Consider the following 24,283-nt stretch of genomic DNA (forward strand, 5'->3'; position numbering starts at 1 on the left):
CTCCGATATGGATATGGAAGAACACTCGTTTCGTGAGTAGGAGGCATGGATGCCGCAGACCACCGATCAAATAATCACTGATGCTTGGCCCTCAGTGGACCCCACTGGCGCTTCCTTTTCTGGAGATCTCCTCGACCGAGAGCAAGGCATGACTGGCCTGAATGTCGGCCGAGAGATTGCTGCCGAACGAGCCCTCCAGACCAGCCTCGATGGTGAAACCGCTGAATCACAAAAAGAGCTTGGGCTGCCAGAGTATATGTTGCTGGCAGGTGTGGTTTTACTGCTGGGCGTTGGACTCTTATGCCTCTGGCAAGTGAGAGGCCGCATTACCCGGCGAAAGCAAGCAACGCCACCACCACGCACACAAATCTCACAGATCAAACAGCGGCGCGAAGAGCATACGGGAACGGCTCACTTGCAAGGTGAGCTACAGGTCTTGTCACAGAAACTAGCCACACAAATGGCTAATAGAGCGAAGCAACTTGAGTATTTACTAGATCAGGCTGACGAACGAATCGCCGAATTGACGACCCAGCTCGAACATGCCAAAAATCACCCTATGACAACAAGCATGCTTCCCAGTGAGGACAATGCCGACACCGCAATACCCACTGCTTCGCTTGACCCACTCTCCAAGTGTGTTTACGACCGAGCTGATCTTGGCCAGAATGCCATGGAAATCGCTCAGTCCCTCGATGAGCAGGTTGGAAAGATTGAGTTGATTTTAGCACTTCGTAAAACGCAAGCAGGATCTACCGGACTACTCCGCTGAAGCCGCTTCGATGCAACCCTCAATGTCAGCATTCGTCGTCTTAACATGAGATGCTTCACCTGCGTCAAACATCGTAATACGCTTTGTAGATTGCCCGTCTGAAATTCGACGAATGGCATCTCCAGAATCAATAACATGAATAGATGCATTTGTCGTTTCAGCCAAAATGGTACCACCAAACATAGGCCCAACTTCAAACGCGATTGGTGCGTTGCTTGTCTCAAGAAAAATGGGGCCTCGCTGATCTTCATTGAGATGAAGGCTAATGCTGGCATTTGTTGCCTTGATGCTTGGCTGACCCGCAAGTTCTTGCACATGAACCAGCCCATTTGACGTCTGAATCAACAAATCACCCACTTGGCCATTAACCATGATTGAACCATTTGACGTGATCAATCTTGCCGCTCCAACATGGGAGGTCACGCTCACAGAACCTCTTCGGTTATTAATGGCTAACTGCCCCTGTGTACCTCTGGTATGAACATCTCCATTATGGGTTTGAATTGTCAGCCCACTTAGATCTGGCAGGTGCACAATCAAGTCCATTCCGTTCTCTCGATGGGCGCCGCCGAAGAACCTCGGCTCAAGGAGAAGATGATCACTTCGCGACCATTCTTGGTGAAGCTCAGCCCGCTGAGTTCCATTGGTTTCATTCGATTCATCATCACTAAAGAGATGGGCCACCCATAGAATCTCAACATGGTCCAACGACGGATCAGCGAGTACTGACACATCGCCATTTTGTGTGCTGACCGTCATAGTCTTTGGCATACGCCTAATAGTGAGCTGCCCTCCGCTGCTTGTATCGCTCGGATTGCGATCTTGGCAGCCAGATGACATGAACGTGGCAATGATGATTATGAAAATAAACTGGCGTAACATGAAATGCTCTGGAATTTATTATTGGGAGTCCTAAATAGTACCTAACCAGACCTTCTGTGTCAGATCATTCCTCGTATCTATGAAGCGATTCCACAAAGCCAGCTGCATCTAAGTAATAAACACGACAGGCCTTTCACAAGTTGAACTACATCGCCAGTGCATAGATATGCGTTCTCTTTGAAGTAAGGTCGCAGCATTGGAGATCGAGCCATCAATTCCAAGCTTCTCTTTATGAATGGGGAAGCCGATCTGAGACAAAGTGAGTCGTAGGCATCACTGCACAAGCATCACCTGGCTCAGCTATCTCACACAGCGTTCCCGAGCAGACCTCGACCGCATCACCACGCAGAGAAACTTCCGTATCGCCGCCAGGCCAGTTTAGCGCCAGCATCCCCCCTGGCAGCAAGATTTCCATATGCCCAGACGCATAACCAGCATCAACCACAGCGGCACAAACTGCTGCAGCGCCCGTGCCACAAGCCTGAGTGAGACCACTTCCACGCTCCCAGGTCAACATCTTCAGCGGCGATGAACGCTGAGCTAATTCCCGACTTATCTCAACTGCATGCACATTAATACGCTCAGGAAATGCAGGGTGCTTTTCAATGCAAGGTCCCAAAGTAGACATATCGATGAGGTCCAGAGCATCGACGAAGATGATTGCATGTGGGTTACCCATAGAAACCAAATGCAGTGGCGGAATCTCTGGAGACGGCTTTCCTGTAACAGGATTCAATAAACACACCAGGCCATCTGCATCTAAATCAACGTAGCGCTGATCCAAGGCAATAGCATCAATACCAAACTTAGGAATGCCCATTTCAACCTGAGCTTCATGAATCAAACCCTGTTCATTGGCTTCGTACCATACACGTCGCAAACCAGCTGGCGTCGAAAAAACCATCGGGTTTGCCCGACATAGATCTCGCTCATATACATACTTGCATGCACAACGGATACCGTTCCCACACATCTCCGCTGCACTACCATCGGCATTATAAATGTGCATACTCACGTGTGAGGAATCGTCTCCTGGCCCGATGACAATAAGCCCATCTGAACCAATGCCTCGATTTCGATCACTCACGGCAACAGCTAGTGTTTCAGGTGATATCAATACCGATTCAAACGTTGACACGAAGATGTAAGAATTACCAAGGCCATGCATTTTTGAAAATGATCGGGTCATAAGATATTTCCAATCAGCGTCGCTGTTTTTGAAAGAGCTTGTATAGACACATCTTGTTCATATCCAATCGTCCAAAGAACACGCAATACTAATGCCAAGAACAGAACTGCAATTGCACTCAACTTGATACGCCGCACTGTTCGATCAATAGGCAATGCATCTGCTCGCTTTCCCACTAATGATTCCAAATACCCCTGCCTCCATGCGATCGATCCGTGTCGCCAACTTCTTCCGCGTGGATTCAGCGCATGAAACTCTGTGATACGAGCCAATGCCGTTGCCATTGGCACCACTGCGGCTTCACTGATCTGACCCATCGCTTCACTCGATTCCCTGATGTGTAACGCAAAATGCTGTGATGCAAACGTATCCGCTTGCCGCTCAAAACGGCGAGAGATCCAGCCAAACAGCAACATAATCACCACCAGTGCACCAACAAGGAGCCCCACTTGCACGCCAGAATCGCCCCAACCAGCAACGAGCTGCATCTCTGCACCCTGCACAACCATATTTGGTTCAGGCAATACCCATCGAATTAATCCAAGACTCACTAAATCAAGCACCGTTGCGATCGCGACAAAGCAAACCAAAAACCAAGGAATATGTCTGCGACGAACATGACCAATCTCATGAGCCATGACAGCCAACACTTGTGGACGATTCAGTACTTCAAGAAGCGTATCAGTCAGCATGATGTATCGCAGCGGTGCAACAATACCCATCACGGCTGCATTGATCATCGAGCCCCCAGTTTGCCAGAGCATGATCTCTCGCACCTTCACGCTGTGCGTTTTGCAAAGGAGTAACAGTTCTGTACGTAACTCACCTTCTGGCAGTGGTTTTAAACCCAAAATAAACTTTGCTACAAGAGGACTCAACGTAAAAATAGACGCTGCAACAATTATTGTTACACCTTCCACAATCCAGGTCGTGCTCCCGTCTGATACACCCAAAGCATGCTCAACAATTTCACTGGCTGCCACAATCAACAGTAAAGGGACCAGCAATAAGAGCACATTTGTCCGAAGCTTCCAGAGCACGTACGAACCGCGCGTTGGAAGTGGCCGAATCGATCCGCCCATGTCGAGTTGCCTGATTAAGACCGCCTCTCGCATGCGCCTCTCAATTGGATACCAGAACACCCAAAGAAGTACCATTGCACCAATAGGCACAGACAGCACTAGAATTTCATCTAATAGAACCAAGTCCCCGGTCACATGGCGCACGGTTGTCAACCACTCAAACATGACCACCGACACAATGAACATCACTAATACACCAGAGCGAGTGAGTCGCATAATGCGATCACCCCACCGTAAAGCCTTGACAGATCCTTGCTGATCCATCGCACGCCGCACAACTTGAATAGCAATCGCTGCAGCCGCAACCAATAACAGTGTTGGCACAACCGCAACCGCCATGGCGTACCAGCCCGTCACTGGAGATGATTCCAATGACATCTGCAAGCCGCCATCGACAGCCATCACAACTGCTACCAAAAGCACTGAAAAGAGCTGCATGAATGCTCCACAGAAACAAACACAGGCTTCGCTATGGCCGCTTGATAACGCCGAGGTCTACAACAACACCGCTATGGCGATAGAAATCAACATTTAGTGTGTCTTCGTCAACAAAAGTAAACACGAGACAATTTGTTCGCGTGTTATCTGCATAATTCAAATCACCATGCCCCGGCCCTGCGAATTCTTTATTGTCGTGTTGCTGGACGTGCAGATGAAAGTGATAAGGGGAGGTGTACCCAGCATCAAACATTTCCTGAGAAGCGACAAACATCTCATCATGACGGCGGTTACGTGGGGTGAACTCCAATATCTGAAATCGACCCTGAACATCGAGATTGATGACACCACCATACTCCGTTGTCGCATCCTGCTTATCTCGATCAGCGTAGTCGAACATATGGCCAACAAGCTCTGGCACAGACATTGCTTCGATCGCAATGTGCATCGCTGCCAAATCACCCCAATTCAGCTTCTCTGAGAATTCATTAAGACGCTGCGGAGAGTCGCCTCTAAAACCCTTGAATGTGCGGGAGTAGCCATAGTGTTTACGTTGATCCAATTGATTCGAAAGATCGCTGTATAGAGATGTTGTATCCTCAACCAGTAACTCAGGCCTATGCCGAGCAGCCGCAACAACAACTGGAAGCGTGCGCAACTCCAAATTGACGCGCTCTGATTGTGGCATCAGCTTCACCGCTCCAGATGCTTCTTTCCAGAAAAGAGAACGTGATGGATCTCTGAGCTTTCGCATCCACAGAATCTCTTCACGATTTCGTGGCAGAATGCCTAGATCTTGAGCACCCGATTGTAGATCCAGCAACATTCCATCGTTGCTATCTTCGGGCAGAGGCTGAGCAACGAGTTCAACAAGCCGCTCCCGCTCTCCCAAACGATGGAGCAGTGTCCAAGAACGTTCGCGCAGGCCTCTTTCCCGAGCAGTGTCAGACGATTTGAACATTTCAAAGACCACATCAATGACTTGATCTTCTCCGTGCAATCCTACGAGTGCGAGGTACTCAGGACGAGTTTCTTCATCGGGGCCCCAAACCTGCGCCTCACGTGACCAACTGCTCACCAACGCCGGACTCAAATCACGCCAACCATGTTCCTCAATAAGTTGACAAAGTATCTCAAGCCAGGTGATCGTCGTCATCCGAGGAAGCTGCAAACGAATCGTACGCTTGAGGCCTTCGAGATCATTTTGTTCAAGACGATCAAAAGCAGCCCGCTTGGTATCAATTGCGAAACCACTTTTCCAGATCATTCGCCGGAGCACTTCGTGATAGGCCTCGTTATCAGGCGTCACATCAAGTTGAATCATCGCATCTTCATGATCGTAGGGTGACCGATCTGGCGATCGCAGCACGGTGACTGGATCATCAAACGTCTTGGGGCCACATCCTGCGATCACCAGAATGACGAATCCAGCGGCCAGCCCTTGAAAGGAGCAAACCGACCAGCGTGAACGCCTCCATGCAGTAGTTCTCACCATGCCCGTAGTGTAGCGGTGCAAATTGAAAGTGGCCCTTTGTAATGGTGAGTACTATGATGCAGCCCCAAGTCCACGGAGATCCAAGCAATGAATGCAACCTCACATGAAGAGTCGAGCGCCCAATCAGGCGGTGACCTGCGAGCCTCCGTTGAACATGTACTGGAATTGATCCGACCAGCAGTACAGGCCGATGGTGGCGACTTTGACTTGATTGATGTCCGACCTGAAGGCGTGGTGGAAATTCGCTTCAAAGCCGCCTGCGTCGACTGCCCAAGCCGTGCGAGCACCTTACATGGCGGCATCGAGAGAAATCTAAAAAACCTTGTTCCAGGCGTAACCTCAGTGGTTGCAATTGATTAGAATCGTTTTTTATCTCTAAAATTTACTGTGAACCGGCTCTTTGCCCCTTTGGATAACGCCTGTGGTGATGTACCCTATGCGTTGGTGGACTAGTGCACGAGGGCGCTAGGCAATTCATGGGCAGGAGGTCCGGCACATGCTCGTTATTACGCGACGCGAAGGGGAAGAGGTGGTGATTGGAGATCCTTCAAGCCCAGTTGGGGTTGTACGGATCGTTTCAATCAAAGGTGATCGAATTAGGCTGGCCTTCGATTTTCCCCGCGAAATAGAGGTACATCGGCGCGAAGTCGCTGATCAGATTTTGGCTGATAAACCCCACGTTGTCGGTTCAATTCGCCCTGCTTCCGGCGGTAGCTAAGTACCAACGCCCGATACTTCCATCCAAGATAATCGAACAAAAACGCTTCTCATGTAGGACACTACAAGTAAGTAGTGGTAGATGATTCCTGCGTTGAAGATATCTGCTGATGCAAAAAGCAGCCCCGCCGTCGCGGGGCTGCTGAATTTTTGTGATTCCATGACCATATTTATCGGCTGTTGCGCATTTTCCACCATTTAGGGAGCATAAATGACCTTTTCAGTGGCAAAGTGTTGCGAAGTGGGTCATAGTGGGTTAAGATCCCAAACATTGAATGACAGTCACGAGAGGTCCAATGCGTGCTCTTTACAGGACAGTACGAACACAATCTCGATGCCAAGCATCGCTTGGCGATTCCGTCGGATATTCGTGCCGCGTTGGATCCAGCTCGCCACGGGACGGGGTTCTATTTAGCACCTGGTCCCAACGATGTTCCCTGGCTCTGGCCCCAACGTGTTTTCGAAGCAATGTCGGGCGCGCTCGAGCAATCCCTCCTACCAACCGAAGAACAAATGCTCTACGAGCAGCTGCTCTTCTCCCAAGCGACCCATCTAGAAATCGACTCAACCAATCGAATACGCCTTCCGCAACGATTGGTGGATCACTTCAAACTTGGCCCCTCCATCATGATCCTGGGGGTCAAAGACCATCTGGAATTACACAACCCTGCAAATTGGCAACAGCAGCTCGACAAGCAGCTCGGTCAACAGAGAAGCATCATGCTTCGCGCCCGAGAAGCACTCCGTCAGCAGCAGCCTGGTTCTGAAACAGGCTCTTGAGCCCCAAACGGTTCAAGATCCATTCCGTGCAAGATAAGCTCCGTTCGCACCCACCACCCGAACGGGGCGCGGGATAAAGCGGGCAAGGACGCCCGACAGCATACACCGGCCATGGATGGCCGGTGCTCCCGTTTCGCTTTCACGATGCTTGGTCTTTTGATCAAGCCCTGCACCGTGTCTCCGTGAGAAGGCCTCTCTGAGGCCTACTCGCGGGACAAGGGAAAGTTAAGAGAAGAACTCCTTCCCTTTCGCTCGTGACGTGCCCACCACATGTCACGAGCCTTTCTTTACCCGCATCAATGCATCAACTGCATCCGCAATTGACTGTTCGAAAACAGATGGGGAGAAGCGTTGCGCATTGGCAACGCAAGCCTTGCTATCACGTTGATCTGCGGCAGCAGCTTTGACCGCTCCAGCAATACCATGGGCGGTGACATCATTGAATAGCCACCCCGTTTCGGGCGTCACGATTTCCAATGCCCCACCTTCACCAAACGCGAGCACTGGGCATCCAGATGCCTGTGCTTCGACGGCGATAATTCCAAAGTCCTCCAACTGTGGGAATATGAGTCCTCTGGCTTGGCGATAGAGCTGGCGAAGGTGCTCGTCCGTGACGCGTCCTAGAAACTCAACATGCTCAGGAGCATGCCGTCGTAGCTCTTCGAACTGCGAACCACTACCAGCCACCTTGAGCGCAAAGCCACCGCGCCGAGCTGCGTCAATAACTAAGTCAGTGCGCTTATACGGCTCCAGTGCCGCCACGACTAACCACCAAGGCTGACGCTCAATGTTCTCGTCGGGCGTAAAGTAACCAACACGAACTGGAGGGTAACACACCTGTGCCTTTCGGCCGTAGCACCGTTCAATCCGATGAGCCGTATGTTGTGAGTTTGCAAGAAACTTTGTGACGCTTGCTGAAGTTTTTTTATCCCAACTCCGAAGACGTGGACCAGTAAAGCTCAGCCCCAAAGAACGCAAACGCCCCCCCTGCCCTTGAGCATAATCATGGGTCTGTTCCCACAAATACCGCGCCGGCGAGTGACAATAGCACAGGTGGGCGGCTCCAGATGGAACTGGAATGGACTTAATGAACGCCGAAGAAGTTGAAATGATGAGATCGCACGGCGCCACCTTCATTTGGGTGACCGCCCTTGGCATCAGTGGCAAATACCAACGGCGACAGCGGCCAGCAGCGCCTGGCAACCTTTGCAGAGATGATGTGATCACCTCACATGCATCGATTGCATCGGTCAATGGCTGTCCATTTGAGACCATTGTGTAGAGCTTTGTTGGCCCTGTCATTTGTGCAAGTTGATCGAGAACCCACTCACCACCACGTAAGCCCACCAACCAATCATGGGCAAGAACGATCTCAAATTGGTCAGAAAGACGTATCATCAGCGAATGTCCCACACAGTATCCCCCCATCCCACGACTTCCAACCGACTTGACCTTGACTATCATGCCCAGGCTGCTTCTTTCCAGAAGCTGCCTTACCCCATCATCGACGTTCACACCCACCTCTCTGGAGCATCGGCATGCCTTCTATACAAGGAGATTGCCCGCCTCTACGGCATTGGAATGACCTTTTCCATGACCGATCTGGATGAGATTGAGGTGGTCCGCTCAGTGTTAGGTGAGAAGGTAGCGTTTATCGCCGTCCCCAACTTCCGAGATCCAGATCATCGTTGGCATTTTGGAGAGGGATATCTCCGACGAATTGAAGCCTATCACCAGAAAGGTGTCCGCATTGCTAAATTCTGGGCGGCCCCCGGGGCGCGTGAATACGGGAAGTCAATCGGTGATCCAGATTTTATGAATCTTGATGCCCCCGCTCGCATCGCTGCAATGGAACTAGCCACGAGTCTGGACATGATTCTCATGGCTCATGTAGCTGATCCTGACACCTGGTTTCAAACGCGATACAAAGATGCATCGCAATTCGGTACGAAGCTTGATCAGTACAGACCCTTGCGTCATGTTTTAGATAGGTTTACACAACCGTGGATTATCGCTCACCTGGGTGGCTGGCCAGAAGATCTAGAATTCTTGACGGAATTACTAGAACAACACCCCAATTGTCATTTGGATACAAGTGCGACAAAATGGATGGTGCGAGAAATCAGTAAGCATGAACCGAGTCACTTTCGTGATTTCATCACACACTTCCAAGGACGCATTCTCTTTGGTTCGGATATTCTCACATCCGACCAACATCTTCAGCCTCCTGAAGAGGACGCGACTGCTTACAGCCTAAAAGCAAACAACAAGCAGGATGCAATTGATCTCTATGCAAGTCGCTATTGGGCCTTAAGAACGCTCTTCGAAAGCGATCTTAAAATTCCTTCACCAATTGCTGATCCTGATCTCGCGCTCATCGACCCCGAGGGCTCGTCACCGTTGGATGGCCCCACACTCTGCGGAATGGCCCTCCCTGATCACTTACTCAAAAGTGTTTATCACGACGCGGCAACAGCACTACTACTGGGCAAAGGCGCTTGCTCAAACGACTGATAGACTTCATGCACACGCTCAACGAAACGTTGGGGTGCACACAAACCTTTAGCTCGGTTTCTCGCCGCTTGGCCGATCGAGGCGGCCAAAGATGGATCTTCAACCAGCTTCAATAAGTGGCGACAAATACAGTTGATGTCTGGATTTTTGTTAGTGAGGCCTGAACTTCCGTCCCGCACTAATAAATCAGCTGCTGGTGTTGCATCAGTAATCACGGGCAGCCCAGCAACCATCGACCATAACAGTGGCATCACCCCTGGCTGGCCAAGATCTGGCTGACTGGCTCCACTCAGAGATAACTGCGTGAGTGATGGGTGGTACGTCACGTCACAACAAGGCAGGCCAAGCATGAGCGCGCCGTCTAAACCACTGAGAATATTCCACGGCTCAGCAAGTCCTTCCTCAAACACAACAACATCACGAACGCCTGGCATCGATCGCTCTGACCATTGCCTGGCAGACGTACTATTCTTTGCGCCGGGATGTACAAGTAGGCCAACCTTGTGCCCTGAGTAGGCAACCCGCCCGACTGCAGAGACTGCTCTTTGTGCATCACCACTACGCAGCGGTTCAGCCATAAGACCGACAAGAAATGTGTCATCATCAATACCCCACTTAGCGCGGAGTTCAGCTCGATTGGACGTATCGATCAAATGTGGGTCAATCGAAGGTGGCACGACCTTCATATCACATGACGATAATCCCAGTGCAGCGTATTCTTGTTGAATGGACGCAGACATCACCATCATTCGCACACCGCCATCTGCAACCTGCGTCAGCCACCGAATTGTGGGAACACTGCGGACCGGGCCAATACTGGCCGTGAAGGCAACCGCCCGCAAGCCATCACAAGCAGCGCGTCCCATCACTGCAGATGCAATCGTCCAAGCATGAATGATGTCAACGCGTCCCGCAGCATAGAGCCACTGCCGAAGCGATCGCTCTGCTAATCGCACACCACGTGGGGCACAAATAGACCCTACTGGTCGCAGGCCACATCGCTCAGCCAGTCTGACATGCGTTTGATTGCCAAGAATGAGAACACGATGATTTGCACTCTGATCGCGGTCAATAAGATCTGCAATCATGCGGAGTGTGAAGGCACCCCCCCCGGGTGAGGATGGATCGACTAGATGCAATACTGAAAGCACGCGCTATCTCACCTTTATCTTGCTTGGAGCCTGTCACCCAAAATCCGTGGTTCGTATTCATAAAAGAGCCGTGCCACCGCATCGCCGGATTCAATAGCGAGCTGCTCTTTAATCTGGGAACGCCCCGAAAGAGATCGAAAGAGCTCAATATCAACGGTGGGTAGTTCTACTAACAACTGATGAATCATCTGACCACTTTCAGGATCAGGAAAAACAATCCTGCTATCTTCGATATCTAAAACCTTAATATTAAGCACTGCCGTCGGCTTACTAGAATACCCACCCGCAGTGAGATCAAATCGTATAACTTCGATATACACAAGCTGATCAGCACCAACTGCTTCAGCAATATCTTGATTAGAAACCACATTGTCTGAGCGATCGTTTTGCTTCACAAATGCGATCGCATCGGCTGGCCGATACACGGTCTCAACCAGTTCCATATCAAGCAACATCTCACTGGTTTGATCAGCCAACGTACGAACTAATCGCGACGGACTGACACGCCCGAGACGATCGTCAACAAATACCACGGTCGGCTTATCTTCAATGATATGAACCGCTGCAATTTTTGGTTCAGGACCAATTGCATATGCGACCGGCGCTACAACATTACAGCCCATGGACACGGCGGCGAGCAATGGCAGTGCCACCCAAAAATAAACCGTGCCGCTCATTTTGATTGCCCCTGACTTGTCGTATCAGGCTTATATTTATCTGGATACTTCGGTTCAGTGTGGGTGTAAAACAACCAGGTTGATTCCTTTACGAAGCGTGACAACAAGCCAGTCTCAACGGCATTCTGAGAGGCACCGTCACGTGTCACGCCGCGCACGTCTGGAAACTCGGCCACCACATTAAAAGTCTCTGCATATTGATCTGAATCATAACTTTCGCGTTCGGCCAAGCCGATTGTGGCCGCTGCCACACCCTCCCAAAGCCACTGATTTCCTGGCGGATTGAGGCGAAACTCGTAAAGGTCAATATGAACAAGACGATTGACCCCCAAATCATCGGCCACCTCACTCAAAGGCATCGCATTCCATTGTGGCGTCTGATACTGCCACGTACGAACCATCTGTGGATTGAGCACCCGAATACCCTCAACCTCTTTCGCCAAGCGAGCTGAAATATGATCCGCAACAACCTCCATTAAGCGAGGGTGCTCGAAGAGAATTGAGTAGTCTGCATCAACGAGTACTGCAACCGTATGATTCTCAAGGCCGGAATACTCAGGATGCACCTCAATGAGTTTTTGATACTCATAGTTCTGCGCCATAGCACCAGCCAACTTAATGACACCACAACCACTGAGGCCAATGTTTGCAAAGCCAAGAAGGCAGATTCCAATACCTACGTAAAGTCTCTGAATTGTCTTGCTCATGATGAAGCCCCGGTCGTAACCACTAATATTTTATAGCCCCATGCAACGAGCACAACTGCGCTAATCGTCCATAGCCACCTCGCACGAAACGGCCCTGCCAAACGATTGGCCACACGAGACCCCGTAATAGCAACATATACGCCGAGTAATAGAATAGCCGCAGTCACAACTGCCAGGATTGCGCCCAAAGGCTGAGCCATAAATGCATGCCCCAGTTCTCCTTTCACCGCATGTGAAAATGAAGTGGTCATACCACAGGTTGGGCAGGGAATACCAAAGCCAGACATCCAACTACATGCCGGCAGACCGAGTTGAGCATGCGTTCCATAGCCATCTGGATCAGGGCTCAATGAGACTGCAATGCCAAGTAGCGTTCCTGCCAATATTGCAAGAGTTAAGCCCCAAAGGCGCCGCGCTCCGACAGCATCCATTCGCTGAGCCTGCTCCACCACCAACTGCCCCCCAGGAGCTTCCGCGCACAGCTCGGCATTGCCGCTCTCGGTCAAGTTGGTTGAATTGGGTCTCGATTTCTCCATGATTCGACTACCCTACCCCTTCCTTGCAGGTGTATCAAAGCCTGCAGCGCTTTCATCATGATCAGCCTGCGTGAAACCTCACTTAGGCCTCGTTAATACAAAACACTCGGAGGCTCTCTGTATGTGGCTCGATGCTCATCTTGATATGGCCTGGGCTGCCGTCCAGGGTCGTGATCTGACAACACCCTGCCCTGATCGTTCAGAAGCTGCGCTCAGCTTGCCTGATCTTGCAGAGGGTGATGTTCAGTATGCCTTTGCCACAATCTTCACTGATCCACCCAGCCCCCAAATGATTGCCACACATACTGATGAAGAAATACGAAACTGGTGTCATGAAGCTGGACTGGAACAGTTGGCCGTTTACGAAAATCTAGAAAGAGACGGACACATTCGCATTGTCCGATCGACCAGTGATCTAGACGTCAACTGTGACTGCCTAAGCATTGTATTGCTCATGGAAGGCGCTGACCCAATCCGTCGACCAGATGAAGTGAGCTGGTGGTTTGAACGCGGCCTGCGCGTGGTAGGACTCACATGGGCAATGGGAAGTCGCTATGCGGGAGGAAACGCTCAAAGTCATCCCCTGACGGATGAAGGCCGAGCACTCATCACTGCACTTGATGAATATAAAATTGTTCACGACCTTTCTCATCTCGCTGATCCAGCTGTAGACGAATTACTGAGTATCAGCCATGGACCGGTGATTGCCTCGCACTCGAATGCTCGGCATTTCATTCCTGGCAATGAGCGTCATATCCAGGATGCTCATATCAAAGAGATTAGCAATCGCAATGGCGTGATTGGGCTGAATTTATTCAGCCAGTTTCTAACGCCCAACCGCCGTGCCCGTGTCGCAGATTGCATAGACCATATCTCACACATCTGTTCAGTCATGGGCCATCATCAGGGCTGTGGCTTGGGATCAGATCTTGATGGCGGCTTTGCACCCACTCAGATGCCGGAGGGTCTTGATCATCCATCTAAGTATGGTGCCTTGAGCCAAGCACTACGCCAAAGGGGCTGGTCTGCATCAGACATTCGTGGATTTGAGCACGCCAACTGGCTCAATTTCCTTCGAACCGCGTTACCAAATGACTAATGCCAGCAAGATCCATGGCGTGGTGCCTACAAATCAATACAGCGAGGACGCTGGTCAGGATCTTCGGGCAGCACCAGATGTAGTTCAAAGCCACAGCGATGAAGATCATCAAGATCCCCGGCGCTATCTGCAAACAGATGTTGCCTGATCTCGGCTTTGGCCCGCAGACCTTCGCCATGACAGGCTTCAGCGAGCAGCGGCAGGTGGTCACTCGCCCATGAAGTCACCATGACGAGTTTACGAAGTTGATCATGCCACGCGAGAATATTGAGCCGGCCCTCATTGTCAACTGCCAACTCAATTGTCTGATCATAAGGACAGCGTTGTCTCAAAGGCAACAGATCTTTCATGAGTGAAGACCATTGACCTTGCTCAGTCGGCGCTGTGTCAACAACCACACTGCGCTGAGATGGCGATGTTGATTCCGATGTCACCAGCGCATCGAGGGCCGTTGCAGATCCAGCAGCAGCTGGCATCTCCAATTTGGGACGAGCTGTTTCTGTTGCCTGGGCGGAGGGGGCATTTTGATCAACTGGTGGCTGCTCCCAACGCACCGCTCGAGGAACATGAACAGCAGTCATGATATCGAGTACCGCATCGTTCAAACCGCCTTCACAATTCAAAGAACGGTGACTGTGTTTAAGCACATCAATACGTGGCAACGTAAGACCTAAGTGTAGCTTGACCCCAAGATGGGCTTCTGTTGTCGCTCTTAAGCGATCCATCATTTGTTCAGCCTGGTGATCATCACAACCAACGATTGCCATATGTACCGTTGGTGATGGCATTTCAGCTTCCTGGGCTGCTAAGGCCAATACTTTAATGCGCCGATAAGCCGCAACCAATGCCGCTTGATCCGCACTTGTCAAGAGTGTGATTTGATCAGGTTGACTCCGCAACAAATCGATCGGATGCATTTGTTCATCAACCAGAATAATCCAGCAAGCAATCTCGGGCGCCAGATCAACGACCACTCGTTCAAGGTCCTGCTCGGAAGCAAGACCGTCAAGCTGCCCCAAAGGAACCTGCGCACATTGAATTCGCACACCACTGACATCTTCTTGAACCAGGCAGGTTGGACCTTGATCAGATGCAATACGATCTAAATAGGGTGGCAGCCACAACCCCCCACGTACCGGCAAGTGACCGGCAAGTAACAAATGCCGTTGGGCTCGCTGCGGCATATCACACCCCGCACCACCGCCGCCTCGTGGCTCTGATTGATTGCCCGTTGACGAAGCTGCATCTGCTGGTGTGAGGAAGAGCTCAGCGAGTTCATCAATGGGATCGATGTGTTGGGACATGATTAGTCGCCTCAGCCGACGATCAGCACGTTACAAGGGCCGATTGCCGGGTCGTTCTGTCGTTGATCGTTGTATGAATCGAGCCCCGCCTGCCCGTCGACCAGAATCTGATAGCGATACCGCCCCTCTGGAAGAGGTACTGTTATCTCAAGCATTCCAGTTTGCTCGCTACGTTTCAATCTGATTGGTGCCCAAGCATTAAAGTCTCCAGCCACAGAGACAACTTGCGCCCCCGAATCGGGCTGCACAAAGCGGACACCGCCTGAAGTTACTTCAGCACCCAAGAAGCGATTCACTTCAATCTCAGGGGGATCCAGAGGCGCCTTCTCCAGCATCGCATCAGGCACGGGCTCATTGCCGATCTGCTCATCGGATGGCTGATCAGTCACTGACTGCCCCAAAAACTCTGAGGACTCTGCTTCACTTTTTACTTTGCTTTCAGCTCGATTGATTCTCGCCACTAACTCGGCAGCACGATGTCCCCGATCAGAGATCGGTGGCGCAACACGACTCTCGGTCATCGGCACACTGAATTGCTCTTGTGGTGCCGCCAAAATACGCAAACGCTCTAACTCATCAGCAAGATCTTCAAACTCTTGATGTGCCATTGACTGCGGGGCATATTCGAGGATGGGCTGGCCCATACTCACCGCCTCTCGCAGCTCTTCATGACGACGAATGACGGTCCGCAATAACTCACCAGGGAAGTCGCGGCGTAGCGACTCAAGAATTGTTGTTGCAAGTTTGGATTCAGGGTCATACATCGTGGCAAGAAGATGACACTGCAGCGGACGACCCATTCGACTAATTAAGTTCTGAACAGTGCGAAACTGTTTATGCGCACCGCGCATTGCAAAGAATCCTGACTCGACCGGAATCAATGCGTCATCGGCCGCCCGAAGTGCATTGAATGTTAGTAATCCAATCGCTGGCGAACAGTCAATGAGGCAAATGTCATAATCCGGTTTGATCAACTTCAACAGACTCTCAAGCCTGCGATCGCGATCGGCTCGCTGGTGCAATCCGCCACCTGGAGCCTCCACAGCGGCTAGTCGCATCGTACTGGGAAGCAGGTGAAAGCTTCTTCCGACCTCCCAAACCACCGACTTTAAATTAAGACCCTGCTCATGCTCAGCTAAGAGTGCCTCTGAAACACTGAATTCGATATCGTCTTCGGGAACACCAAGACCTGCAGCACAGTGTGACTGGGGATCAAGATCAACCAACAGGGTTCGCTTGCCGCGCGCTGCAAAGACTGCAGCCAGGTTGATTGCTGTGGTCGTCTTCCCGGAGCCACCCTTTTGATTGACTATTGCAAAAACCCGCAAGATCTACCTTTAATGTTCATGAGGTAAGACGGGCGGGCCTTGGGGCCCCGATCCGTCAAGGCCACGGCAACCGCCACTGCGGTCACTCTTCAACTAGTTTATCGGAAGACCTTGCTCGTATGCTTGAAATCAATCAAGTTCAGCACCAACATAATTCCATGCTTCCACCACCGCTTGATGATCAACGTCCTCAACAATCGAGACCGCTCCGATTGCATCGGGCACGATCAGCCTTATCACACCATTGAGGACCTTTTTGTCGAACTGCATTGCCTCGACAAGGGATGCCGCTTTAACAGGACTTGGCAGCCGAGTTGGCAAGCCAAGCGAAGCAAGGAGTTGCTCGATTCGTAGGCAGGTCGCTGCCGAAAGCTTGCCTGATTGCTGGCTGACCCGGCAAGCAGCCACAATCCCAATAGCAACAGCCTCACCATGAAGAAGATCTAGAGCCGGTAAGGGCTCAATAACGTGAGCGAATGTATGGCCTAGATTCAGGAGTGCTCGCCGCCCTGCCTCACGCTCATCCTGTTGAACGATATCAACTTTGATTTCTATCGAGCGGCTGATCAACTCTGTTTGGATTGCCTCATTATCTGTTAGGAGCGTTTCACCCTGACTTTCGATCCAGTCAAACAAACTTTCATCAGCGATCATGGCATGCTTCACACACTCTGCCAAGCCACAGCAACGATCTCTACGCGAGAGCGTTGTGAGGGTGCGCGGATCAACGATCACAGCTGTTGGTTGCCAAAAGGAGCCAACAAGGTTCTTCCCCAAAGTCCCGCTGGGTAAATCAAAGTTAACGCCAGTCTTCCCTCCGATCGAAGCATCGACCATCGCAAGGAGCGTGGTCGGAACTTGAATCAGAGGCACACCCCGAAGGTAGGTCGCGGCGAGAAAGCCTGCCACATCTCCAGTCAGACCACCGCCAACAGCAATCACCGGATGGGACCGATCAAGATGACCTTCTAACATCTTGTTGTATCCATCGCTCACTGTCGCCAATCGCTTGTTGGACTCCTTGGCGTGAATTTCCCATTCAATAACATCAACGCCCATTGCCTCTAGTGCGCGATGCACTGCTTGACCATGCGTTTCTTTCACCGCAGCATCGAGCACAAGTAAACAACGACGAGATTGAAGATCTTCGACCACTGAAATTGTGACCAAGCGACTAATGGCACCGGGCTCAACGATGATTGGATAAGAAGCCGTTGGAAGATTCACTTCCGTGCGATAAATCATGGTTTTCCTTCTGCTCGACGTTTGAGTTCACCAAGTGCAATCGCTGGATCTTGAGGAAGTGGCCTCATGTCATCAACCTCATCAGCCAGATCATGACCGACTCGAGCATTGATTGGCTCTCTAGCACGGCGAGCTCGTCTTGTCACAACAAACACAAACAAGAAAATAGCCCCCAGAAAAACAACTAGAACAACGATGCCCCAAGCATGTTCTGCGGTTAAGCCTGGCGGACGTGGTATCCGAGTAGGTCCAGGACTCACAAATGCTAAGTAGTTTTTCATTTCGCCACTACGTGCTTGAATGAGCAAGCGTTTATAAAAGCGACCATTCAGTCTGACCGACTGCCCCACCGATGACGATCGATTTCCGTCATGCAAAACATAAACAATAAATGGAATACCTTGATCGCTTCGGATGACCCACTCTTCAATCGCGCGCGTTCCAGGCTTGAGGCCCAATGGACGGGTCACATCAGTATTCATGACAAGCGTTCCATTGAGTTGGAATTGTTGTCCACGAAAACGCGCTGGATCTTTGAGAATCATGGAGTGATCAGATGCAACCAGGGTCGACTCACTATGATTGACCGACTGGTCCTGATGATTCGCGACTTCAACAAGAACCGCAAAAGCTGACTCACCAATTTCTTGATCGTCGCGCGCCGCTTGAAGTTGCTCAACTTGTTCAGCAGAAAAGAGGCCAGGGAACTGGCTAGTCACCTGCAGTGGCAGGAAAAAGATCGCCATCAAGAGTGCCATCTCACTCCAAGGCGTAGATACGTTACACGCACCACTTGCAAGGAATACATGGTCGCTTCACGATCTGCGCAGATCGTTTTAAGCAGCCATTGGAAAGCGACCCCAAGGGGATTTGAACCCCTGTTCCCAGGATGAAAACCTGGTGTCCTAGACCAGACTAGACGATGGGGTCAGTCAGGTCGGCAGATCATAAGAGAAAAACCGCCCTTTCGGCCAGTATCTTTGCAGACTATTTAGGATAGGAATATGACTGAGGATGCCAGCGATAACCATTATGTGGTCTGCCCACTGGCCTACGAGCTCGCTGGTTTACGCCGACGTGGCGTTTCCAGGCACTTCAATATGGAGCTCTGTGGGATGGGAGCCGTATCACTCAGTCGATGGTCACAGTCCGTCAATATTCCAGCTGGGTCCAAAGTTTGGCTTGCTGGGCTCGCTGGCGGATTGAACCCACACCTCAAAATGGGGCAGGCATACGCAATTAGCGGCGTTTTGGGCACTTCTGACGCCGATCTCAAGCCACCGCTGCAAGCCCTTGCCCCAGCTGCCACGATCGTCTCAGTCGATCAACCCCTGGCTTCAATCGACCAAAAGGCCAAAACCTATGCGGATACCCAATCCGATCTTGTTGACATGGAGGCGATGGCTTTTGCTCAAATTGCCGAAGAAAAAGGATGGGAATGGGGTGTGATCAAAGGGATCAGTGATGCCAGTGATCAAGAACTCCCCCCTCTTGTTGAAAAAATGACAATGACAACTGGCCGCCCGCAAATGTGGCAAATGGCCTGGGCAATCGCTTCTCACCCTCAGCAAATACCCGCGCTTCTGGCTCTTGGGCGTCATGCCCGACGAGCACTCGATTCCGTGGCGGCTTGCCTGATCGCTTCGATACAGAAACAAGCCTCTTGAGACTTCGATGACCTATTGGGCAAGGCCTCCCCGGCCCTCTCTCGGCCCCCTACAGGGCATCGCGGACGTATCTGCGACCCCCAAGGCCATGTGCCGCCTGAGCGGCCACAGTGGATGCTAAGACGCCTGCACAAGGTCGCTCACAAGCCTTTGCCTTGCAATGCTTTACGAAATTTCGTGGGTTCCGAGGACGTGGCTATTGCCCACCGAGTACCCAGTGTCTATTGTGCTGTAGAAGCCGCCTGAGATGCTGCAACGAAGTAGTCCTTGGACTACTGCACATCGCCGCCCGGGAGTGTCGGAGCGATCGGGCGGCGGCTTCATTTTTGCCCATCGAATGTGAACTACCAAGAACACCCGCTTTTCAAACAGAGTGGCGTGGGAACCCCACAGTGACATGTCGAGCAATGAGATTAAGATTCTCATTACAATACAATCGTCCTGTGGAGGTACACCTAATGCTCAGTTCACTAACTACGACGACAATCATTGCTCAAATGGCGATCACACCGTTACCAGACGCCACCCAGGCATCAGACTTTCTGACCCTAAAGAATGGCACATCGATCAATGCTTTTCATATCCCGACACTCGATGATGGGCGCAGCGATCTTCATGAAATTGCCGTATTAGACCTATCCAGCGATCTTAATACACCACACACATGGAACAAACGCTTCCGTACCAGCCTTGTCTCTACTCAGGATTCATCAGAAAGCAATCCAGAGAGCACCGACGCGCCAGCTATTAATGAGACCGCTTCTCGTATTGCCTTTGGCACTCAAGGCCAACTACGCTGGACCATACAGGGCGCTTGGTCGATTAGTGTCAAAGACGCTGAGGATCAATCTGGTCTGCTTGGCTTTGGAATCGACTACTTCCTGATAGATAACTTATCGATCAATGGTGAGTTCAATGGCGCCTATGTGAATCAAGTAGGCCCAGACGCTTGGGGCTTCAATTTCAATCTCATTGCCCGCTGGCACATCATCGCTCAAGAGAACTGGTCCTTCTTTGTTGATGGCGGAGCTGGTCTCTTATGGACGACTGAAAACGTCCCGGACAATGGAAGTCGTTTTAACTTTACGCCTCAGGCCGGCGTTGGTTGCACGATTGGCGTGGGCGGCAATGCACGTGTCATCACTGGCGTTCGCTGGCTACACATCTCAAACGCCAACCTCTATTCGTCAAATCCTGGGCGAGATAGCATTGAGGTTTACGCGGGCATCACACTGCCATTTTGATTGATGTCTTGTTGAATAAGAGGAACGTCGTAAGACAGTCTTCTAGTCACCGTCGTAACGAGCCATCACAAGACTCACGTTGTGACCGCCAAACCCGAATGAGTTATTCAGGGCGTAGCGGATTGGCCGCTCCTGCACTTCATTGGCTACAAAGTTCAGATCAAAGCCATCATCAGGATTATCACAATTGATCGTCGGCAGCATCAGCCCGTTTTTCAGAGACAGTGCAACTGCAAGCGTCTCAATGCCTCCAGCAGCGCCAAGCATATGACCTGTCATTGACTTCGTTGACGACATTGCCAAGTCGTGGGCGTGGTCACCAAAAAGATTTTTGACAGCATGTACTTCAGCCGCATCACCAAGTGGCGTAGAAGTACCGTGTGCATTGATGTAATCAACGTCTTTTAGATTAATCCCGGATCGACTAATGGCCTTCTCCATGGCCTTAAGCGCCCCCGTCCCCTCTGGGTCAGGCGCAGCAATGTGATGAGCATCACCAGTACAGCCAAAGCCAAGTACCTCAGCGTAGATTGTGGCGCCACGTGCCTTTGCTGTTTCGAGCTCCTCAAGTACGACGACTGCAGCCCCCTCAGCAAGTACGAATCCGTCTCGATCGCGATCGAAAGGTCTTGACGCACGCTTTGGATCATCATTGCGAGTTGATAGTGCCTTCATCGCCGCAAAGGCACCAACACAAATCTCTGTAATCGCCGCCTCAGCACCGCCAGCAAACATCAGATCCGCATCGCCGCGGCTGATGCAATGAAATGCCTCACCAATCGCATGCCCGCCCGTGGCACAGGCTGTCGCAGGCGAGGTATTGGCACCACGTAAGTTGAATCGAATGGAAACATTGCCTGCTGCAGCATTGACCATAAGTTTAGGAACGGTAAATGGACTGAGCCGACTGGCCGAGCCCCCACCCTTGAGAATCTTAGTCATGCCCTCTGCAACCGTAATGATGCCCCCAACACCACTGCCAATAGCGACGCCACGCTGATAAGGATCCCCCTGTTCGAAGTCAATGCCAGTTGACTCTGCTGCGCCGATTGCAGCAGAGAGCGCCATTGCAGCGAAACGATCCATGCGCTTGACTTCAACCTTTGGGATATGAGCCAGTGGGTCGAAACAGGTTGCTTGCCCAGCAATGCGTACTGACCAGCTTTCATCCTGACCAAAAGCATCAAGAGCACCGATGCCTGAAACACCATTGCATAGGCTATCCCAGATTTTGGATACTTCACAGCCAAGATCACATACAGCACCAAGGCCTGTGATAACAACACGTCGCTGCTGTGTATATGTCATCTGGACATTCAATCCACCGCCAGGAAGCAGTCTACAGTAGGTCTAAAGCCAGCCAAGTAGTCTCAAACTACCTGTGGTCTGCTGAGGTCTGGAGAAGAAGCAGGCCTTTGCTGATCCGGCTCAGGAGTTAGAAGCAGTCACGATGTAGTCAATAGCTTGTCCTACCGTTTGAATCTTCTCCGCTTCATCATCAGGGATAGAGGTTTCAAATTGATCCTCAAACTCCATGACAAGTTCAACGGTGTCCAGGCTGTCTGCATTTAGATCGTTCGCAAAGCTGGTGTCTCTACTCACCTCACCTTTGTCTACGCCCATTTGCTCGGCCACTATTTCGATGACTTTTGCTTCAATTTCCGCTTCGGTCACGGCAATTCTCCTGATGTTTGCGACTGTTCCGTTTTGCTTGCCGCCGCATTTTCTTTAGATACGAAATATATCCACTTTTGGGGCCCGTCTGCAATCAAGGGTACCCATGAGGCACTTAAAGAGTCAGAAATCTAACAAGTCATGCCTCCATCGACCACTAATACCTGTCCCGTGATATATCCAGCCTCTTCAGAGGCGAGGAAGGCTACTAAATGTGCAATATCGTCAGGCGTACCCATCCGACGTGCCGGTATCTGCTTTTTTGCTTCTTCCAGAATAGCGTCACTGAGGGAATCGGTCATATCCGTCTGAATAAACCCAGGGGCCACCACATTGGCCAATATGCCCTTGGCCGCAAATTCTCTGGCAATGGTCTTGGTCATACCAATCATGCCAGCCTTTGCTGCAGCATAGTTGGCCTGGCCAGGATTCCCCCGAATTCCAGTCACTGAGGCAATATTGATAATACGCCCATATCGGTTTCGCATCATTGGGCGTGCTGCTGCACGACAAGTCACAAATGCTGAACGCAGATTCACCTGGATGACCTGGTCAAAATCCTCGTCACTCATTCGCAACAAGAGACCATCACGATTGATTCCCGCATTATTAACCAGGATGTCTAGTCGCTCATGGGTATCAGCCACACGATCTACCATGGCGGCTAATGCATCACCATCACCGACATCACACGGCTCAACATCACAATGACCGCCTGCACTGCGAATCTCTTCTGCAAGTGCCTGTAGATGCTCTGCCGTTCGACTGACAAGCACTGTGTGGTGCCCTGCAGCCGCTAGCTGCACAGAGATAGCTTTACCGATTCCCCGGCTCGCTCCTGTGACAATGGCAACGCGTTTTTCGATTTTATTTGATCCAGAGTGAGATGGTTGAACGGGTTGTAATGGCCTGTGATCGGGTATTCATGCCTGAGACATCAAAATCACTTCATACCCACATATCTAGCGCCTGATTGTACACCCCAGAGCCAATGCCACAAGCGAGCACCAAGCTCCTTACAGCCTTTACAAAAGTTGCCTTTTGCCCCCGACTGAACTACTGACCCACCAATCCATTAGGAGCGAATCCGGGCGCACTATTTGGAGAACCACCACCACCCTTACCTGGATTGCCCCCACTACCTTTGCCACCACCGTCGGCATCACTGGTACTTGAGCTCTCCAAGAAATCCTCCAAGCTGACCAATTCAACATCTGGTTCGTCTGAGACCTCCAGCTCCTCTTGAATGATGTCATGCCACGACTCAATCCAGTTGCCCCAACCGCCAGAGAGCTTGTTCATCATGTCAGGTGGCGTCCAGACCGACTCAAAGAGAAAGCTATCGCCAGACTGATCGTAGTACCACATCTGTGGCTGAAACACATAACCCACTTGATAAACAACGAGCAAGCACTTTTGACCATTCGCCACCCCAGTCTGAAGTTCGATCATTCGAAGATCTTCGCCCAAACCGTTCCAGTGTGGATTCTTAGACAATTGATCTAGCTCAAGCTGATCAACTAATGTGAGTTGCGGGCGAATAGCATCTACGTCGGTATTCGCAAAGCCATCTACAAATGACAGAATGGCCCTGCGTTCCTCTGTATCAAAGGGCGCATCATTTTCATTCCAGATGATGCGATCGTCGGTTCCCATCTGACTCTGCAGATCAGCCACCGAAGCAACTGGTGGCGGCGGTGCAACTGGTGGCACATAAGCAGTAGACACCGGCTTAGGCTTTTCATCTTTACCTCCGCATCCCGTCATGAATGCAGACGTCAT

Annotated in this window: 25 protein-coding genes and 1 tRNA gene; 8 read left to right on the top strand and 18 right to left on the bottom strand. The window is 51.1% G+C overall.

All coding sequences use genetic code 11. The features are described from left to right. Positions 1–49 precede the first annotated feature (49 nt). Entirely contained in the window at positions 50–772 is a 723-nt protein-coding gene (locus P8J86_10830) for a hypothetical protein (GenBank protein MDG2055188.1), read from the top strand. Here P8J86_10830 and P8J86_10835 read toward each other — a convergent pair. The 4 genes from P8J86_10835 to P8J86_10850 form a co-directional block, all read right to left on the bottom strand. Further along, the gene (locus P8J86_10835) at positions 761–1,654 is read right to left on the bottom strand and encodes a hypothetical protein (GenBank protein MDG2055189.1); all 894 of its coding nucleotides are present in this window, start codon (positions 1,652–1,654) and stop codon (positions 761–763) included. The genes P8J86_10830 and P8J86_10835 overlap by 12 nt on opposite strands. 229 nt (positions 1,655–1,883) lie before the next feature. After that, the gene (gene dapF / locus P8J86_10840; protein MDG2055190.1) at positions 1,884–2,843 is read right to left on the bottom strand and encodes a diaminopimelate epimerase; all 960 of its coding nucleotides are present in this window, start codon (positions 2,841–2,843) and stop codon (positions 1,884–1,886) included. After that, the gene (locus P8J86_10845) at positions 2,840–4,363 is read right to left on the bottom strand and encodes a M48 family metallopeptidase (protein MDG2055191.1); all 1,524 of its coding nucleotides are present in this window, start codon (positions 4,361–4,363) and stop codon (positions 2,840–2,842) included. Before P8J86_10845 ends, dapF begins: the two co-directional genes overlap by 4 nt. 31 nt (positions 4,364–4,394) lie before the next feature. After that, the gene (locus P8J86_10850; protein MDG2055192.1) at positions 4,395–5,858 is read right to left on the bottom strand and encodes a hypothetical protein; all 1,464 of its coding nucleotides are present in this window, start codon (positions 5,856–5,858) and stop codon (positions 4,395–4,397) included. An 87-nt stretch (positions 5,859–5,945) separates the two neighbouring features. Here P8J86_10850 and P8J86_10855 point away from each other — a divergent pair, with 87 nt between their 5' ends. From P8J86_10855 to P8J86_10865, 3 genes are all read left to right on the top strand, one after another. Next, a complete protein-coding gene (locus P8J86_10855; GenBank protein MDG2055193.1) occupies positions 5,946–6,218 on the top strand; it encodes a NifU family protein in 273 nt (90 codons plus the stop codon). Positions 6,219–6,354: 136 nt separating this feature from the next. Further along, positions 6,355–6,576 carry a carbon storage regulator gene (locus P8J86_10860; protein MDG2055194.1) on the top strand — a complete coding sequence of 74 codons (222 nt, stop codon included), beginning with the start codon at positions 6,355–6,357 and terminating at the stop codon, positions 6,574–6,576. A 299-nt stretch (positions 6,577–6,875) separates the two neighbouring features. Beyond that, positions 6,876–7,355, top strand: coding sequence for a hypothetical protein (locus tag P8J86_10865; GenBank protein ID MDG2055195.1), 480 nt, complete (start codon positions 6,876–6,878; stop codon positions 7,353–7,355). Positions 7,356–7,628: 273 nt separating this feature from the next. Here P8J86_10865 and P8J86_10870 read toward each other — a convergent pair whose 3' ends face one another. Continuing rightward, positions 7,629–8,753 carry a glycosyltransferase gene (locus tag P8J86_10870; protein ID MDG2055196.1) on the bottom strand — a complete coding sequence of 375 codons (1,125 nt, stop codon included), beginning with the start codon at positions 8,751–8,753 and terminating at the stop codon, positions 7,629–7,631. A 6-nt stretch (positions 8,754–8,759) separates the two neighbouring features. Between P8J86_10870 and P8J86_10875 the strand changes: the two genes are divergently transcribed. After that, positions 8,760–9,869, top strand: coding sequence for an amidohydrolase family protein (locus P8J86_10875; GenBank protein MDG2055197.1), 1,110 nt, complete (start codon positions 8,760–8,762; stop codon positions 9,867–9,869). On the opposite strand, the gene P8J86_10880 is transcribed toward P8J86_10875, so the two are convergent. From P8J86_10880 to P8J86_10895, 4 genes are read right to left on the bottom strand one after another with little or no spacing between them, the layout of a single operon-like run. Next, positions 9,815–11,020 (bottom strand): hypothetical protein, encoded by a 1,206-nt coding sequence (locus tag P8J86_10880; GenBank protein MDG2055198.1) that lies wholly within the window; start codon positions 11,018–11,020, stop codon positions 9,815–9,817. The two genes, P8J86_10875 and P8J86_10880, sit on opposite strands and share 55 nt — an antisense overlap. 14 nt (positions 11,021–11,034) lie before the next feature. After that, positions 11,035–11,697: a hypothetical protein gene (locus tag P8J86_10885; protein ID MDG2055199.1), complete on the bottom strand. Its 663-nt coding sequence runs from the start codon at positions 11,695–11,697 to the stop codon at positions 11,035–11,037. Next, positions 11,694–12,404 carry a hypothetical protein gene (locus tag P8J86_10890; GenBank protein MDG2055200.1) on the bottom strand — a complete coding sequence of 237 codons (711 nt, stop codon included), beginning with the start codon at positions 12,402–12,404 and terminating at the stop codon, positions 11,694–11,696. Before P8J86_10890 ends, P8J86_10885 begins: the two co-directional genes overlap by 4 nt. Next, positions 12,401–12,940, bottom strand: a complete 540-nt coding sequence (locus tag P8J86_10895; GenBank protein MDG2055201.1) for a DUF2752 domain-containing protein — start codon at positions 12,938–12,940, stop codon at positions 12,401–12,403. The genes P8J86_10890 and P8J86_10895 overlap by 4 nt, the downstream gene beginning before the upstream one ends. A 121-nt stretch (positions 12,941–13,061) precedes the next feature. Between P8J86_10895 and P8J86_10900 the strand changes: the two genes are divergently transcribed. Then, on the top strand, positions 13,062–14,039 hold the full coding sequence (locus tag P8J86_10900) for a membrane dipeptidase (GenBank protein ID MDG2055202.1): 978 nt from the start codon (positions 13,062–13,064) through the stop codon (positions 14,037–14,039). 26 nt (positions 14,040–14,065) lie between these two features. Here the strand turns inward: P8J86_10900 and P8J86_10905 are convergent, their stop codons facing one another. From P8J86_10905 to P8J86_10925, 5 genes are all read right to left on the bottom strand, one after another. After that, the gene (locus P8J86_10905; GenBank protein ID MDG2055203.1) at positions 14,066–15,343 is read right to left on the bottom strand and encodes a hypothetical protein; all 1,278 of its coding nucleotides are present in this window, start codon (positions 15,341–15,343) and stop codon (positions 14,066–14,068) included. Positions 15,344–15,354: 11 nt separating this feature from the next. Continuing rightward, positions 15,355–16,671 carry an AAA family ATPase gene (locus tag P8J86_10910; protein MDG2055204.1) on the bottom strand — a complete coding sequence of 439 codons (1,317 nt, stop codon included), beginning with the start codon at positions 16,669–16,671 and terminating at the stop codon, positions 15,355–15,357. 129 nt (positions 16,672–16,800) lie between these two features. Beyond that, positions 16,801–17,916, bottom strand: a complete 1,116-nt coding sequence (aroB, locus tag P8J86_10915) for a 3-dehydroquinate synthase (GenBank protein ID MDG2055205.1) — start codon at positions 17,914–17,916, stop codon at positions 16,801–16,803. Further along, on the bottom strand, positions 17,913–18,674 hold the full coding sequence (locus tag P8J86_10920) for a hypothetical protein (protein MDG2055206.1): 762 nt from the start codon (positions 18,672–18,674) through the stop codon (positions 17,913–17,915). The genes aroB and P8J86_10920 overlap by 4 nt, the downstream gene beginning before the upstream one ends. 97 nt (positions 18,675–18,771) lie before the next feature. Continuing rightward, a tRNA-Glu gene (locus P8J86_10925) sits at positions 18,772–18,846 on the bottom strand. Between the two features lie 74 nt (positions 18,847–18,920). On the opposite strand from P8J86_10925, the gene P8J86_10930 reads away from it, so the two are divergent. Together P8J86_10930 and P8J86_10935 are read left to right on the top strand one after the other, a co-directional pair. Beyond that, a complete protein-coding gene (locus tag P8J86_10930; GenBank protein ID MDG2055207.1) occupies positions 18,921–19,583 on the top strand; it encodes a hypothetical protein in 663 nt (220 codons plus the stop codon). A 458-nt stretch (positions 19,584–20,041) separates the two neighbouring features. Continuing rightward, entirely contained in the window at positions 20,042–20,827 is a 786-nt protein-coding gene (locus P8J86_10935) for an acyloxyacyl hydrolase (protein MDG2055208.1), read from the top strand. Between the two features lie 42 nt (positions 20,828–20,869). Here P8J86_10935 and fabF read toward each other — a convergent pair whose 3' ends face one another. From fabF to P8J86_10955, 4 genes are all read right to left on the bottom strand, one after another. After that, complete coding sequence (gene fabF, locus P8J86_10940) at positions 20,870–22,135, bottom strand: beta-ketoacyl-ACP synthase II (GenBank protein ID MDG2055209.1); 1,266 nt, start codon at positions 22,133–22,135, stop codon at positions 20,870–20,872. A gap of 120 nt (positions 22,136–22,255) precedes the next feature. Beyond that, entirely contained in the window at positions 22,256–22,501 is a 246-nt protein-coding gene (acpP, locus tag P8J86_10945) for an acyl carrier protein (GenBank protein MDG2055210.1), read from the bottom strand. Positions 22,502–22,632: 131 nt separating this feature from the next. Further along, the gene (gene fabG / locus P8J86_10950; GenBank protein MDG2055211.1) at positions 22,633–23,367 is read right to left on the bottom strand and encodes a 3-oxoacyl-[acyl-carrier-protein] reductase; all 735 of its coding nucleotides are present in this window, start codon (positions 23,365–23,367) and stop codon (positions 22,633–22,635) included. A 190-nt stretch (positions 23,368–23,557) separates the two neighbouring features. Continuing rightward, a complete protein-coding gene (locus P8J86_10955) occupies positions 23,558–24,283 on the bottom strand; it encodes a hypothetical protein (protein MDG2055212.1) in 726 nt (241 codons plus the stop codon).

It is taken from the genome of Phycisphaerales bacterium, assembly GCA_029268515.1.
In the GTDB taxonomy this organism is placed as follows: Bacteria; Planctomycetota; Phycisphaerae; order Phycisphaerales; family SM1A02; genus JAQWNP01.